We start from the raw sequence: 13,431 nt of genomic DNA on the forward strand, positions 1-13,431 counted from the left end.
GTCAACAGAGAACCCTCAGTCGGAAATCAGGCCTTCCCGCAGCTGCGCGAGCGTACGCGTCAGCAGGCGCGAGACATGCATCTGCGAGATACCGACCTCTTCGCCGATCTGCGACTGGGTCATGTTGGCGAAGAACCGGAGCATGATGATCTGCCGCTCACGGGGCGGGAGTTTGGCCAGCAGAGGCTTGAGGGACTCGCGGTACTCGACGCCCTCCAACGCCGTGTCCTCGTAGCCCAGCCGGTCCGCGAGCGAGCCCTCGCCACCGTCGTCCTCGGGGGACGGCGAGTCGAGCGACGACGCCGTGTACGCATTGCCGACGGCGAGTCCGTCGACCACGTCCTCCTCCGACACCCCGAGCACCGCGGCCAGTTCGGGAACGGTCGGCGAGCGGTCGAGCTTCTGGGAAAGCTCGTCGCTGGCCTTGGTGAGTGCCAGACGCAGCTCCTGCAGCCGGCGGGGAACCCGCACCGACCACGAGGTGTCGCGGAAGAAGCGCTTGATCTCGCCGACGACCGTCGGCATCGCGAACGTCGGGAACTCCACGCCCCGTTCGCAGTCGAACCGGTCGATCGCCTTGATCAGGCCGATCGTGCCGACCTGGACGATGTCCTCCATGGGTTCGTTCCGGCTGCGGAACCGTGCCGCCGCGTAGCGCACGAGGGGGAGATTCAGCTCGATGAGGGTGTCGCGCACATAGGTGCGCTCCGGGCTGTCGTCGGCCGCGCCCTCACAGTCCAGCGAGCGCAGCCGCAGGAAAAGGGAGCGGGAGAGAGTGCGGGTGTCGATGGCTTCCGAGCTGTCCGGCACGACAGGTGCGGGTGCGCCGGGAGCGCGTGTGAGCACCTTGGAGCTGCCCAGTTCTACGGACATGCCACCCCCTTTGAGGTCGCGGACGGTCGCGGTGGCCGCGACCATCGGAGGAACGCAGCCTCCACCTGAATACCGGCGGCGAGGCTGCGGCAAACGCGGTTCCGGCAGAATGTCACATGTCGGCAACACGCTGTAGTGACTTGTCGACATGTATCAGGTGAAAATGCCCAGGAAAATGAAGGCATACAGCTTTTGTGACGGCTCGTGAGCCACCGGAAGGGTGTACCCGTTTCAGCTACGCTTCGATCCTGTTTGCGGATCGAAGTCGCGCGAAACTTCGCGCCAGCAGCCTTGACACGTGCATCTGGGAGACGCCCAGCTCCTGGCTGATCTGAGACTGCGTCAAGTTGCTGTAGTAGCGCAGCATCAGGATCCGCTGCTCGCGCTCGGGCAGCTGGACGAGCAGGTGACGGACCAGGTCGCGGTGCTCCACCCCCGCGAGCGCCGGGTCCTCGTAGCCGAGGCGGTCCAGCAGCCCCGGCATTCCGTCGCCTTCCTGGGCCGCCTCCAGCGAGGTGGCGTGGTACGAGCGCCCGGCCTCGATACAGGCCAGCACCTCGTCCTCGCCGATCCTCAGCCGCTCGGCGATCTCGGCGGTCGACGGGGTCCGGCCGTGAGCCGTCGTCAGGTCCTCGGTCGCGCCGTTGACCTGGACCCACAGCTCGTGCAGCCGGCGCGGCACATGCACCGTGCGCACGTTGTCACGGAAGTACCGCTTGATCTCGCCGACGACCGTCGGCATGGCGAACGTCGGGAACTGCACGCCCCGGTCCGGGTCGAAGCGGTCGATCGCGTTGATCAGGCCGATCGTGCCGACCTGGATGACGTCCTCCATCGGCTCGTTGCGGCTGCGGAAGCGGGCGGCGGCGTACCGCACCAGCGGCAGATTGGCCTCGATGAGCGTCCCGCGTACGCGCGCGTGCTCCGCGGTGCCGGGTTCCAGCTCCTTGAGCCGGGCGAACAGGACCTGGGTCAGGGCCCGGGTGTCCGCGCCCCGGCTCTGTGGCTTGGTCTCGTTCTGGGGTGGCACCTGAGGCGCAGTACTGGCCGGCACGGTCACGCCACCCCTTTGCGGTCAGAATCGGTCAACTCATCCGTCAAAAGCGGTCATAGCATCACAAGACATGTCCACTGTGTGCAAGCACCCGATAACTCCGTGTTGACGGCGTAAAGGCGGCCGATGGAGGTGGGCGCAACGGAAAAGCCCCTCGCCGGGAAGGCGGGGGGCTCGGAGGCGGTGCGGCCGGCGGGGCCGGCGGGGGATCAGAACTCGTAGTCGGCGATCACCCACGTGGCGAACTCGCGCCACTGTCCGGCGGCAGCCTGGTGCGCCGGGTGCTCCAGGTACCGCTTCAGCGCGTCCTTGTCGGCCACGGCGGAGTTGATCGCGAAGTCGTAGGCGATCGGCCGGTCGGTGATGTTCCAGGCGCACTCCCAGAACTCCAGCTCGGGGACGAGTCCGTCGAGATCCCGGAAGGCCTTCACCCCGGCGGCGACGCGCGGCTCGTCGCGCTCGACACCCTCGTTGAGCTTGAAGAGGACCAGATGGCGGATCACGGGGGCTCCCTGGCTGAACCGGCGGAAACCGGCTGGCTTAGTTGACGAGCTCGGTCATGAACTGTCCGACGCCTTGAGCGGCGCTCGATATGCCCTCGAACCCTACCTGGACCATGTCGGCGGCCTTGGCGGGGGACGTGATGATCGTGTACAGCACGAAGACGACGACGATGTAGAGAGCGATCTTCTTCGTTTGCACCATCAGCCTCTGCTCCCCCTGCTGCCTCAGCCCTGCCGTGCCCCTGCCCACGCGTCGCGTGAGTCTAACCGTTCGATATCGCACGGAGACTTTGAGGACCAAGAGCCCTCGAGTGCAGGTTTTTTGCCGCCCCCTCGCTGCGCGGTCAGGGCCGCGGACCCGCCGGCCGAAAGGCGAAGGGCCCCGGTGCGATGCACCGGGGCCCTTCGACAAGAGCGGTAGCGGAGGGATTTGAACCCTCGGTGACTTGCGCCACACTCGCTTTCGAGGCGAGCTCCTTCGGCCGCTCGGACACGCTACCGGGAGAGAGCTTAGCCCAAGGTGGGCCGTGCTCTGAAATCCGTATCCGTCAGCGGTCGGTCCCGCGGTCCCGGAAGAAGCTCCGAAGCTGCGCCGAGCACTCCTTCTCGAGCACTCCGAGCACCACTTCGGGCCGGTGGTTGAGCCGCCGGTCCCGTACGACGTCCCACAGCGAACCGGCCGCGCCCGCCTTCTCGTCCCGGGCGCCGTAGATCACCCGTGCCACCCGGGACTGCACGATCGCGCCCGCGCACATGGTGCACGGCTCCAGCGTGACGACGAGCGTGCAGTCGGTCAGCCGCCACTCGCCGATGCGGGCGGCGGCCCTGCGGATCGCCAGCACCTCGGCGTGTGCCGTCGGGTCGCCCGTCGCCTCACGTTCGTTGTGCCCTGTCGCCAGGACCGAGCCGTCCGCGGCCAGCACGACGGCGCCGACCGGCACATCTCCGGCCTGCGCCGCGCGCTCCGCCTCGTCCAGGGCGAGACGCATCGGCGCTTCCCATGGATCGCGTACGGGGTCGGGAACGGGAACCTCCACCCTCCGGGACGCCGGACCGGGGACGCCGTCCGGTGACGGGTGCCGTCGCCGGACGGCGTCCTGGCCCCTGTTTCGGTTCTGGATGCCGTTGTGATGCGGTTCCGGTGCCGGGTCGGCAGGGACAGCCACTAGCGGACGGTCTCCAGCACTTCGCCCGCGCCGAGCGCGTCCGCGATCTCCATGAGCGCGTCCGTGTCCAGCGCCAGCAGTTCCATCTCCGACAGGCCCAGGTCCCTGAGGATCTCGCGGTCGCCGACCGGTCCGGCCGGGACGGACTCGCCGGCTGTCACGGAGACGCGGTCCTCGTCGTCCGGGTCGCCCGCTTCCGGCTCGCCGTCCTCGGTGCCGTCGAGATCCAGCGCGTCCAGATCGTCGGCGAGGTCGTCATCGTCCCCGCCTAGCAGTTCATTGGTCAGAATCTCCCCGTAGGAGGAGCGTGCGGCCGCGGCCGCGTCCGAGACGAAGATACGAGGATCCTCCTCGCCCTCCACCCGGATGACGCCGAACCACGCGTCCTCCTGCTCGATGAAGACGAGCACCGTGTCCTCGTCCACCGAGGCCTCGCGGGCCAGGTCGGTCAGATCCGACAGGGTCTCCACATCGTCGAGCTCTGTGTCGCTCGCTTCCCACCCGTCTTGAGTGCGCGCGAGCAGTGCGGCGAAGTACACCGTGACTCTCCCACTGATCAGAGGTGTGACGACCGGCGGTGCGCTGCTCTGCCCCGCCCACTCGGAATCGTGGCAGAAACATTCGCGATGCGAGAGGTCTTCCGTCGTTGCGTCGGCCATCAGTTCTTGAGGGCGGCTACCAGCGGAACGTCCGCATGCGCATCTGCTGGCGCATCCGGGCGGCCCTGGCGCGTCGCGGCTGGACACGGTCACGCAGCGCCTTGGCCTCGTTCAGTTCGCGCAGGAACTGGGCGCGTCGCCTCCGGCGCTCCGCCTCGGTCTCCGTCTCTTCGCCCCGGTCGGGCCCGGGCTCCGGCATCGGCCACACCACCCCACGGCTTGATCCGTATTCCCCCTCGGCCCTGCGGCCTGGGGGGACCCCTCAACCACCTTCCCTCCGGAACCGTGGTTGACGCCAGTGGCGGCTACTGTGGGGCGCATGCGGATCCATGTCGTCGACCACCCGCTGGTGGCGCACAAACTCACCACGCTGCGCGACAAGCGCACCGACTCCCCGACCTTCCGGCGGCTCGCCGACGAGCTGGTCACCCTGCTCGCGTACGAGGCCACCCGGGACGTGCGCACCGAGCAGGTCGACATCGAGACCCCGGTGACCGGGACGACCGGCGTGAAGCTGTCGCACCCGCGACCGCTGGTGGTGCCGATCCTGCGGGCCGGACTGGGCATGCTGGACGGCATGGTGCGGCTGCTGCCGACCGCCGAGGTGGGCTTCCTGGGGATGATCCGCAACGAGCAGACGCTGGAGGCCTCGACCTACGCGACCCGTATGCCGGAGGACCTCTCCGGCCGCCAGGTGTACGTGCTCGACCCGATGCTGGCGACCGGCGGCACGCTGGTGGCGGCGATCCGGGAGCTGATCAAGCGCGGCGCGGACGATGTGACCGCGGTCGTGCTGCTGGCCGCGCCGGAGGGCGTCGAGGTCATGGAGCGCGAGCTCGCGGGTACGCCGGTGACCGTGGTGACGGCGTCGGTCGACCAGCGCCTGAACGACCACGGGTACATCGTGCCCGGGCTCGGCGACGCGGGCGACCGTATGTACGGGTCGGCGGAGTAGCCGACACGGACCCGGGGCGCCGGGTCAGCTGACGGACCGGCTGCCGTGTCCGTCAGCACTTCTTGGAGGGCGCGGGTGCGGGCCTGGTCAGTGCGGCCAGGGCCACGTCCGCGTCCTTCTTCGCGTCCAGGGACCTGAACGCCGTGCCCAGGATCAGGTCCACGTCCGCCGTCTCGCGTGCGTCGGTCTTCAGCTCGGAGCCCCGCAGCTGCGTGGCCAGCACCCGGAAGGCGCCCTGGTAGGCATCCGGGCCGCCGAGCAGTATGCCGGCGCCGGGGACCTTCTTGTCGTACGCCGGCGTGGCGTTGCCGACCTTGCCGATCGTGAAGCCGCGTTTCTTCAGCTCGTCGGCCGCCGCCTTGGCGAGTCCGCTGCGCGGCGTCGCGTTGTAGACGTTGACCGTCACCTGCCCCGGCTTCGGCGGCGGGGGCGCGGCCGAGACGGTCGGGGTCGGGGCGGGCTTGCAGTCCGGGCCGTGACTGCTCGCCGTCGTGTTCTTGGCGCCGCCCGAGAACACGTCGATGAGCTGCAGCGTTCCCCAGCCGGCAAGGCTGAGTGCGACCGCCGCGGCAAGGCCGGCGAGGACGATCCTGCGGCGGTTGCGAGGGCGTCGCATGCGCGGGTACTTGTCGCCCGTAATGCGGTACTTTCCGCCCATGCCTGGCGGAGTGAGCATGCTCATGGGCGCAGCGTAGTGCCGCCCGGTGGTTATGCCTACTAAACGATCAATGGATTGCGTCCGTACGGTGCCGAAAGAGCCCGAAAGGGTCAGTCGGCCGTCCGTCGGGGCCTGGGATCAGCCCAGTTCGAGGACGCGGGCGTGCAGCACCTGCCGCTGCTGGAGCGCGGCGCGCACCGCCCGGTGCAGGCCGTCCTCCAGATACAGGTCGCCCTGCCACTTCACGACATGCGCGAAGAGGTCGCCGTAGAACGTCGAGTCCTCGGCGAGAAGTGTCTCGAGATCCAGCTGGCCCTTGGTGGTCACGAGCTGATCGAGGCGGACCGGGCGCGGCGCGACGTCCGCCCACTGCCGGGTGCTTTCCCGGCCGTGGTCGGGGTACGGCCGTCCGTTGCCGATGCGCTTGAAGATCACACGGAAAGCCTACCGGTCAAGAGGCTCCGGGCGCAGCCATGGAACCCTAGTGCGATCCTGTACAAAGTCTGGCAAATCGCGAAACAGGGGTCACTCATGACAGCTCAGGAGCCGGCCGGGCGGGCGGTTTCCGAGGAGATCGGACGGGCCGCGGCGCTGCCGCAGCCCGCTCTGGAGATCGCGGCGGGCTATGCCCTGACCGGTCCCGCGCTCGATCTCGGCGCTCTGGTCTGGGACGGCCGGTGTCTCCCCGACGCCCGGATCCGTGTCCCGCTGTCCATGCTCAACCGGCACGGTCTGGTCGCCGGAGCCACCGGTACCGGCAAGACCAAGACGCTCCAGCTGATCGCCGAACAGCTCTCGTCGGCCGGTGTGCCGGTCTTCCTCGCCGACATCAAGGGCGATGTCTCCGGCGTGTCGGCGCCCGGCCAGGAGAGCGACCGCGTCCGCGAGCGCGCCGCGCAGGTCGGGCAGGACTGGTCGGGGCAGTCGTTCCCTTGCGAGTTCTACGGGCTCGGCGGGATCGGCCCCGGTGTTCCGCTGCGCGCGACGGTCACGGACTTCGGGCCGCTGCTGCTGGCCAAGGTGCTGCAGCTCAACCGGACGCAGGAGCAGTCGCTCGGGCTGATCTTCCACTACGCCGACTCCAAGGGCCTGGAGCTGGTGGACCTGAAGGATCTGCGGGCCGTGGTCGCCTTCCTCGTGTCGGACACCGGAAAGGAGGAGCTCCGGGGTCTCGGCGGCATCTCCACCGCCACCGCCGGGGTGATCCTGCGCTCCCTCACCGCCCTGGAACAGCAGGGCGCGGCCGCTCTGTTCGGCGAGCCCGAGTTCGACACCGCCGACCTGCTGCGGACGGCGCCGGACGGTCGTGGGGTGGTGTCCGTACTGGAGCTGCCCGCGGTCCAGGACAAGCCGCAGCTGTTCTCGACGTTCCTGATGTGGCTGCTCGCCGATCTCTTCCACGATCTGCCCGAGGTCGGCGACGTGGACAGGCCCAGGCTCGTCTTCTTCTTCGACGAGGCGCATCTGCTGTTCAACGGTGCGTCCAAGGCGTTCCTGGAGTCGATCACGCAGACCGTGCGGCTGATTCGCTCGAAAGGGGTCGGGATCTTCTTCGTCACGCAGACGGCGAAGGACGTCCCCGTCGATGTGCTCGCCCAGCTCGGCAACCGGGTGCAGCACGCGATGCGCGCCTTCACGCCCGACGACGCCAAGGCGCTCAAGGCGACCGTGAAGACCTTCCCGAACTCGGCGTACGACCTCGAGGAGGTGCTCACCGGTCTGGGGACGGGAGAGGCGGCGATCACCGTGCTGAGCGACAGAGGGGCGCCGACACCGGTCGCGGTGACCCGGCTGTGGGCACCGCGGTCGCTGATGGCGCCGATCGGGGCGGGTGCGCTGGACGCGGCGGTGAAGGCGTCGCCGCTGTACGCGCGTTATGCCGAGCCGGTCGACCGGGAGTCGGCGTACGAGAGGCTGACGGCCGAACAGCAGGCCGCGGAGGAGGCTGCCGAGCGGGCCGCACGGCAGGTGGAGGAGGCCCGGGAGGCCGAGAGGGTGCGGCAGGCGTCAGGCGCGCCGCAGCGGCGGGTCGGGCGCGAGGAGTCGCTCGCCGGGCAGGTGATGGGGAGCGGGATCTTCAGATCGCTGGCGCGGTCGGTGGGGACGCAGCTGGGGCGGGAGATCACACGCTCGCTCTTCGGAACGGCGCGCCGCAGGCGGTGAGCCTGCGGCGCACCGCGCCGGAGATGACGTCCTACTCGGTCACCTCGTGGTCGTGACCGTCGTGCAGGCCGCCGCCGCTGCCCGCGTCACCGTCCGTGGGGACGGAGGTGACGGGCTTGCGCAGCGAGCTCAGGTCGTGGGCGTAGGTGCCCACCGCATTGGCGATGACGCCGATGTTCACCCGGAACGCCGTCATGTTGATGTTGCTGAGGTTGTCGCCCTTGGCGTGGTAGTTCACGTCGTACGCGACGCCCGCCGTGCCGCCGAACTTCGCCGCCTGCGCCTCGGTCTTGATGCCCTCGGCGCCGGTGAAGGTGCCGCCGGAGGGGATGCCGACCTCGATGAACGGCCCGTAGTCGGAGCGGCCGGTGAAGTCGGTGCCCTCGTGCGGGGTGCCGCGCTTGTCGAGGAACTCGTTGATGTCGCGCTCGAGTTGGGCCGAGCCGGCGGGGCCCGCCGGCGAGCCGACACCGTCGGAGTCGTCGCCGTCGTAGACGAAGAGCCCGTAGTTCGGCGAGGCGATCATGTCGAAGTTCAGATAGAGCTTGATCTCCTTCTTGCCCAGGTCGCTGAGGTTCGCGACGTAGTGCTCGGAGCCGAGCAGGCCGTTCTCCTCGGCCGACCACCAGGCGAAGCGCACCTTGTTGGCGGGCCGCTTCTCCGCCTTGGCCAGTTCCTCGGCGACCTCGAGCAGACCGGCCGAGCCGGAGCCGTTGTCGTTGATGCCGGGGCCGGCGGTGACCGAGTCGAGGTGCGCGCCGAGCATCACGGTGTTGGCCGCGTTGCCGTGGCGGGTCTCCGCGATGACGTTGTTGGTGCTGCGCATCTGCTGGAACTCGCGGATCTCGAAGGAGATGTTCACCGGGCCCTTGGCGAGGTCCGCGGCGAGCTTCTCGCCCTCGGCAAGGGTGACGCCACCGGTCGGGATCTTGCCGGCGGCGACCTCGCCGAGGGTGCCGGAGAGCGCGCCCTCGGTGTTGTTGTAGATGATCGCGCCGATCGCGCCCGCGTCGGCCGCGGCCGCCTGCTTGGCGGCGAAGGTGCACCCGCCGCGCTTGATCAGCGCGATCTTGCCGGTGAAGGTGCCCGACGCGTAGTCGGTGGCCTCACAGCCGGTGGTGCCGTCCACGGGCACCGCGGCCAGATCGGCCTTGACGCCGCCCACCGGGGTGGACTTGGTGTAGGTCATCGCCTCGATGGCGATGTCGCGGGGCGCGGGGGATATGACGGAGAGCTTCTCGGCGAGCGTCTCGGTGTACATGAACTCGAAGCGCTGGTACGAGACGTCGTACCCGTACTTCTTCAGCTGCTGGTACACGTACGCGGCGGACGCGTCGTGCCCGAGCGAACCGGCGGCGCGGTGTCCGTCGGTCGTGTCGGCTATCTGCTGGAACTTCCTCAGATGTTTGTAGGCGTCCTGCGCGGACGACTTGTCGACCAGCTTCCGTGCCAGCTTCGACGCGTCCTTGGCCGCCCGGTCAGCGGGGTCCAGACGGTGCGCTGCGGACGGGGAGGCGGATGCCAGCAGGAGCGGGGTCGCGAGTGCGGCTGCGGCCAGGGTGGCCACGGCTCTGCGATGGGATGCGTTCACAGAGGTCCTTCCCGGTGCGAACGTGTGTTGAAGGGAAGTTAGCGATCTCTGCGGATTCTGGGAACACCTGAGCCACAACTGACGGCGTATTTCGTGTCATCGGCGCCCGGAGCCGAATCATCCACTTCAACTCGGCCGGGATCAGGCCTTTTTGGCGGTCGCTGCCGCTTTTGCGGCACGCTTCATTTCCTGCTTGTGCTCCCGCACCTTGGCGAGCGACTCCGGCCCGGTGATGTCGGCGGCCGACCGGTAGGAGCCCTTCTCGCCGTAGGCACCGGCCGCCTCGCGCCAGCCCTTGGGCTGCACCCCGTACTGCTTGCCCAGCAGCGCGAGGAAGATCTTCGCCTTCTGCTCGCCGAAGCCGGGCAGTGCCTTGAGGCGGGCGAGCAGTTCCGCGCCGCTCGTCACGTCCCGCCACACCGCGCTCGCGTCGCCGTCGTACTCGTCGACGAGGTACTGGCACAGCTGCTGGATCCGCTTGGCCATCGACCCCGGGTAGCGGTGGACGGCCGGCTTCTCCTTCAGCAGTTCGGCGAAGGCCTCGGGGTCGTACGCGGCGATCTCCGCGCAGTCCAGATCGTCGCCGCCCATGCGCTGAGCGACGGTGTACGGGCCCGAGAACGCCCACTCCATCGGTACCTGCTGGTCGAGAAGCATCCCCACCAGGGCGGCGAGCGGGCTGCGGCCGAGCAGTTCGTCGGCCTCGGGCTGCTGGGCGAGATGAATGGTGGCGTCCATGGACCGATGATCGCCCGGTGGCCTGGGCGCCGCCAGTGACAGGCGCGCGGACGGGTTCCCGGCAGCTGCGGGGAATCCGAGTGCGCGTGCGAATGCGGCGCTCATGGACTCCCGGATGTGATCGAAGAGCCCCATTCCGCGTCGATTCCCACGCCGCCCCGCCGGTCTCACCCGCCGGACAGGACGCGCGTGCCGTGCGCGACGCCGTGGCCGCCGCGCGGGCGGGGCTGGTCGACCGGGAGATCGCTTGTCGGAGACCGTGGTGCTCTGTGCCGTCGCCGGTGAGCACCTGCTGGTGATCGGGCTGCCCGGAACCGCCAAGTCGGAGGCGGTACGGCGGGTGTCGCAGCAGCTCGGCGGGCAGCTCTTCGAGTACGTCCTGGGCCGGTTCACCGAGCCCAACGAGATTTTCGGGCCCGTCGACCTGCGCCGGCTGCGCGAGGGCGTCGTCGAGGTGGAGACCACGGGGATGCTCCCCGAGGCCGATGTCGCCTTCCTGGACGAGGTGTTCCTCGGGTCCACCGCGATCCTCAACACCCTGCTGGGGCTGCTCAACGAGCGGACCTTCCGGCGCGGCAGCACCTCGGTGGACGTCCCGCTGCGGGTCTGTGTCGGCGCCGTCGCTCGGCTTCGTGCTGCTGGGCGGCGAGCCGCGCCTCGTGCCCCGGTCCGCCGCCGGTCACCTGGTGCGCATCCGCGGCGGCAGGCGGGACACCGTGCTCACCAAGGCGTCCGGTACGGACGCGCCCCTCGTGCACCCGGTCCTGCCGCTGCTCGCGCTGCGCCGTGACGACGGCACGGTCGAGGTGTTCGACCTGGAGTCCCTGGAGCGGGTCATGAACCTGCGGAAGGGCCTCGCATGACGACACCGAGTCCGCCGCCCGCCTTCCGGGGGCGGGTCGAGGCACACGCGCTGGTGTTCTTCGCCGCGCTCCTCGGCGAAGCCGAGGCCCGGGCCCGCGTGCTGGAGCTGTGGCTCCTCGGCACCACCGTGTACGCGCTGCCGGACGACGGTGACTGGCTCGTGCTGTTCGGGGAGGCGCGCTCGCTGCGCGCCGAGCATGCCCTGGGGCTGCCGGTCGCCACCGCTGCGGCCGGCGGCCGGATCGACCTGCACGGGCAGGCCGTACAGGGACGTACGACCTCCGGAGCCTTCCCGTACTCGACCCGGCCGACTGGCTCGGCCTGGACGGCTTTGCCCGGCACGCTCTGGCCCCGCTGGAGCCGCCGGAGCCCGCTGCGGGTCCACGCGGGCCTGGCCACCCTCCACGACGGGCAGGGCCGGATCGTCGTCCTGGACCTCACGCATCGCTCGCTGGCACTGAACCTGCGGACGGCACTGCGCTGCGGGCCCTGGCCGCGGGAGTGCGCGACCCGGGCCGTTCAGCCGCCTTCCAGCCGGGCCGCCCGCATCCGGAGGTATCGGGCCTCGGGCACGCTCAGCGTGCGTTGCGCCGCCGACTCGTAGGCCGTGCGGGCGGCTTCGGTGTCGCCCGCCTTCTCCAGCAGATGCGCGCGTACCGCGTCCAGCCGGTAGTGGCCCGCCAGCCGGTCCTCCAGCTCGGCGACGTCGGCCAGCCCCGCCCGCGGTCCGTGCACCATCGCCACCGCGACCGCCCGCCCCAGCCGCGCCATCGGCTCGGGGGCCCGCTCCACGATCAGGTCGTACAGGGCGAGGATCTGCGGCCAGTCGGTGGCGCCGGCGGTCGCCGCCTCGTCGTGGAGCGCCGCGATCGCCGCCTGCAGCTGGTACGCGCCGGCCGGGCCCTGCGACAGCGCCTCCTCCACCAGCGCGGTGCCCTCGGCGATCGCTTCCCGGTCCCAGCGGTCGCGGTCCTGTTCGTCGAGAGGGATCAGTTCGCCGTGGGGGCCCGTGCGGGCCGCACTGCGGGCCTCGGTGAGCAGCATCAGTGCCAGCAGACCGGTGACCGCGCCCTCCTCGGGCAGCAGCCGGCGCACCGCCCGGGCGAGCCGGATCGCCTCCCCTGCGAGGTCGGAGCGGTGCAGGTCGCGGCCGGTGGTCGCCGTGTACCCCTCGTTGAAGATCAGATAGAGGACCTGGAGGACCACCGCGAGGCGGGCGTCGCGGTCCGCGGCAGAAGGCTGCCGGAACGGCACCCCCCTGATCTTCTGCTTGGCCCGGCTGATGCGCTGCGCCATCGTGGCCTCCGGCACCAGATGCGCCCGCGCGATCTCCAGCGTCGTCAGACCGCCCACCGCCCGCAGGGTGAGCGCGATCTGCGCGGCGGGGGACAGTTCGGGGTGGCAGCACAGGAAGAGCAGCGTGAGGGTGTCGTCCTCGGACGGCGCGCGGCCCTCACCGGGGGGCGGCGCCGTGAAGGCGTCCCGCGGGGTGAGCTGGGCGGCCGACTCCTCCCGGCGGCGGCGCGCCTCCTCGCTGCGCAGCAGATCGGTCAGCCTGCGGGCGGCGACCCGGATCAGCCAGCCGCGCGGATTGGCGGGGACGCCGTCGCCGGGCCACTGCTGCGCGGCCGCCAGCAGCGCCTCCTGCACGGAGTCCTCGGCCAGATCGAAGTGGCCGTACCGGCGTACCAGCGCGCCGAGAACCTGCGGCGCGTGGCGGCGCAGCAGGTCCTCGACCTCCCTCGTACCTCTCACCCGCACACATCGCCTCCGCCGTTGTCGATGGGCCGGATGACCACGGGGTAGTCGGGGCTGCCCTCGGGGACCGGGCACTGGGCGACGCGCGCCGCGATCTCCGTGACCCTCTCCAGGCTCTCGCACTCCAGGACCCAGTAGCCGGCGAGAAGTTCCTTGGTCTCGCCGTACGGCCCGTCGGTGATGACCGGCCGGCCGTCCTTGCCCGCCCTGACGTGGCGGGTCTGCGCGGGCTCGACCAGTCCCTGCGCGTCCACGAGCTCCCCGGACTCGGCGAGGTCGTCGTTGACGGCCTGCATGAAGGCGAACATGGACTGCATGTCCTTCTCGCTCCACGCCGGGGAGTGCTCGGACGGCTTCCCGCGCATCGCCTCGTAGTCGGCCTGCGTGCCCTGCACCATCACCAGGTACTTCATGGTCGTGCTCCCTCGGGATGAGTGGTCGCCCTTGTG

At 70.0% G+C, this 13,431-nt stretch carries 17 protein-coding genes and 1 tRNA gene; 4 read left to right on the plus strand and 14 right to left on the minus strand.

Translation table 11 applies throughout. The annotated features are described in order from the left end of the window. Positions 1 to 15: 15 nt before the first annotated feature. The 8 genes from OHS70_RS18935 to OHS70_RS18970 form a co-directional block, all read right to left on the minus strand. The gene (locus tag OHS70_RS18935; protein WP_328398980.1) at positions 16 to 873 is read right to left on the minus strand and encodes an RNA polymerase sigma factor SigF; all 858 of its coding nucleotides are present in this window, start codon (positions 871 to 873) and stop codon (positions 16 to 18) included. Positions 874 to 1,108: 235 nt separating this feature from the next. Beyond that, complete coding sequence (locus OHS70_RS18940; RefSeq protein ID WP_384042518.1) at positions 1,109 to 1,933, minus strand: RNA polymerase sigma factor SigF; 825 nt, start codon at positions 1,931 to 1,933, stop codon at positions 1,109 to 1,111. A 203-nt stretch (positions 1,934 to 2,136) separates the two neighbouring features. Continuing rightward, positions 2,137 to 2,430, minus strand: coding sequence for a Dabb family protein (locus OHS70_RS18945; RefSeq protein WP_328398982.1), 294 nt, complete (start codon positions 2,428 to 2,430; stop codon positions 2,137 to 2,139). Positions 2,431 to 2,467: 37 nt separating this feature from the next. Continuing rightward, positions 2,468 to 2,632, minus strand: coding sequence for a hypothetical protein (locus OHS70_RS18950; RefSeq protein WP_328398983.1), 165 nt, complete (start codon positions 2,630 to 2,632; stop codon positions 2,468 to 2,470). 213 nt (positions 2,633 to 2,845) lie between these two features. Further along, positions 2,846 to 2,930 (minus strand) — tRNA-Ser (locus OHS70_RS18955). 48 nt (positions 2,931 to 2,978) lie between these two features. Further along, positions 2,979 to 3,419: a tRNA adenosine(34) deaminase TadA gene (gene tadA, locus OHS70_RS18960; protein ID WP_328398984.1), complete on the minus strand. Its 441-nt coding sequence runs from the start codon at positions 3,417 to 3,419 to the stop codon at positions 2,979 to 2,981. 176 nt (positions 3,420 to 3,595) lie between these two features. Then, positions 3,596 to 4,135 carry a tRNA adenosine deaminase-associated protein gene (locus OHS70_RS18965; protein ID WP_328398985.1) on the minus strand — a complete coding sequence of 180 codons (540 nt, stop codon included), beginning with the start codon at positions 4,133 to 4,135 and terminating at the stop codon, positions 3,596 to 3,598. Positions 4,136 to 4,271: 136 nt separating this feature from the next. Further along, entirely contained in the window at positions 4,272 to 4,454 is a 183-nt protein-coding gene (locus OHS70_RS18970; protein ID WP_328398986.1) for a hypothetical protein, read from the minus strand. 120 nt (positions 4,455 to 4,574) lie between these two features. Between OHS70_RS18970 and upp the strand changes: the two genes are divergently transcribed. Then, the gene (gene upp, locus OHS70_RS18975; RefSeq protein ID WP_328398987.1) at positions 4,575 to 5,210 is read left to right on the plus strand and encodes a uracil phosphoribosyltransferase; all 636 of its coding nucleotides are present in this window, start codon (positions 4,575 to 4,577) and stop codon (positions 5,208 to 5,210) included. Positions 5,211 to 5,262: 52 nt separating this feature from the next. Here upp and OHS70_RS18980 read toward each other — a convergent pair whose 3' ends face one another. Next, positions 5,263 to 5,892 (minus strand): LytR C-terminal domain-containing protein, encoded by a 630-nt coding sequence (locus tag OHS70_RS18980; RefSeq protein ID WP_328398988.1) that lies wholly within the window; start codon positions 5,890 to 5,892, stop codon positions 5,263 to 5,265. 114 nt (positions 5,893 to 6,006) lie between these two features. Further along, on the minus strand, positions 6,007 to 6,303 hold the full coding sequence (locus OHS70_RS18985) for a type II toxin-antitoxin system VapB family antitoxin (protein WP_003955420.1): 297 nt from the start codon (positions 6,301 to 6,303) through the stop codon (positions 6,007 to 6,009). A gap of 96 nt (positions 6,304 to 6,399) precedes the next feature. Here OHS70_RS18985 and OHS70_RS18990 point away from each other — a divergent pair, with 96 nt between their 5' ends. After that, positions 6,400 to 8,031: a helicase HerA-like domain-containing protein gene (locus OHS70_RS18990; protein WP_328398989.1), complete on the plus strand. Its 1,632-nt coding sequence runs from the start codon at positions 6,400 to 6,402 to the stop codon at positions 8,029 to 8,031. Between the two features lie 31 nt (positions 8,032 to 8,062). On the opposite strand, the gene OHS70_RS18995 is transcribed toward OHS70_RS18990, so the two are convergent. After that, positions 8,063 to 9,598 carry a M20/M25/M40 family metallo-hydrolase gene (locus OHS70_RS18995; RefSeq protein WP_328405748.1) on the minus strand — a complete coding sequence of 512 codons (1,536 nt, stop codon included), beginning with the start codon at positions 9,596 to 9,598 and terminating at the stop codon, positions 8,063 to 8,065. A 165-nt stretch (positions 9,599 to 9,763) separates the two neighbouring features. Further along, entirely contained in the window at positions 9,764 to 10,360 is a 597-nt protein-coding gene (locus OHS70_RS19000) for an HhH-GPD-type base excision DNA repair protein (protein ID WP_328398990.1), read from the minus strand. Between the two features lie 247 nt (positions 10,361 to 10,607). On the opposite strand from OHS70_RS19000, the gene OHS70_RS19005 reads away from it, so the two are divergent. Both OHS70_RS19005 and OHS70_RS19010 read left to right on the plus strand, forming a co-directional pair. Continuing rightward, positions 10,608 to 11,150, plus strand: coding sequence for an AAA family ATPase (locus OHS70_RS19005; RefSeq protein WP_328398991.1), 543 nt, complete (start codon positions 10,608 to 10,610; stop codon positions 11,148 to 11,150). Between the two features lie 69 nt (positions 11,151 to 11,219). Continuing rightward, positions 11,220 to 11,828, plus strand: a complete 609-nt coding sequence (locus tag OHS70_RS19010; protein ID WP_328398992.1) for a bpX6 domain-containing protein — start codon at positions 11,220 to 11,222, stop codon at positions 11,826 to 11,828. On the opposite strand, the gene OHS70_RS19015 is transcribed toward OHS70_RS19010, so the two are convergent. Continuing rightward, a complete protein-coding gene (locus OHS70_RS19015) occupies positions 11,744 to 12,979 on the minus strand; it encodes an RNA polymerase sigma factor (RefSeq protein ID WP_328398993.1) in 1,236 nt (411 codons plus the stop codon). The genes OHS70_RS19010 and OHS70_RS19015 overlap by 85 nt on opposite strands. After that, on the minus strand, positions 12,976 to 13,395 hold the full coding sequence (locus OHS70_RS19020) for a YciI family protein (RefSeq protein ID WP_328398994.1): 420 nt from the start codon (positions 13,393 to 13,395) through the stop codon (positions 12,976 to 12,978). Before OHS70_RS19020 ends, OHS70_RS19015 begins: the two co-directional genes overlap by 4 nt. Positions 13,396 to 13,431 lie beyond the last annotated feature (36 nt).

It is taken from the genome of Streptomyces sp. NBC_00390 (assembly GCF_036057275.1).
In the GTDB taxonomy this organism is placed as follows: Bacteria; Actinomycetota; Actinomycetes; order Streptomycetales; family Streptomycetaceae; genus Streptomyces.

What these genes read in the sequence shown, in the direction of transcription:
- OHS70_RS19020 (WP_328398994.1), bottom strand. Translation starts at nt 13,395, where the DNA reads ATGAAGTACCTGGTGATGGTGCAGGGCACGCAGGCCGACTACGAGGCG.
- OHS70_RS18950 (WP_328398983.1), bottom strand. Translation starts at nt 2,632, where the DNA reads ATGGTGCAAACGAAGAAGATCGCTCTCTACATCGTCGTCGTCTTCGTG.
- upp (WP_328398987.1), top strand. Translation starts at nt 4,575, where the DNA reads ATGCGGATCCATGTCGTCGACCACCCGCTGGTGGCGCACAAACTCACC.
- OHS70_RS18935 (WP_328398980.1), bottom strand. Translation starts at nt 873, where the DNA reads ATGTCCGTAGAACTGGGCAGCTCCAAGGTGCTCACACGCGCTCCCGGC.
- OHS70_RS19000 (WP_328398990.1), bottom strand. Translation starts at nt 10,360, where the DNA reads ATGGACGCCACCATTCATCTCGCCCAGCAGCCCGAGGCCGACGAACTG.
- OHS70_RS19010 (WP_328398992.1), top strand. Translation starts at nt 11,220, where the DNA reads ATGACGACACCGAGTCCGCCGCCCGCCTTCCGGGGGCGGGTCGAGGCA.
- tadA (WP_328398984.1), bottom strand. Translation starts at nt 3,419, where the DNA reads ATGCGTCTCGCCCTGGACGAGGCGGAGCGCGCGGCGCAGGCCGGAGAT.
- OHS70_RS18990 (WP_328398989.1), top strand. Translation starts at nt 6,400, where the DNA reads ATGACAGCTCAGGAGCCGGCCGGGCGGGCGGTTTCCGAGGAGATCGGA.
- OHS70_RS18980 (WP_328398988.1), bottom strand. Translation starts at nt 5,892, where the DNA reads ATGAGCATGCTCACTCCGCCAGGCATGGGCGGAAAGTACCGCATTACG.
- OHS70_RS18970 (WP_328398986.1), bottom strand. Translation starts at nt 4,454, where the DNA reads ATGCCGGAGCCCGGGCCCGACCGGGGCGAAGAGACGGAGACCGAGGCG.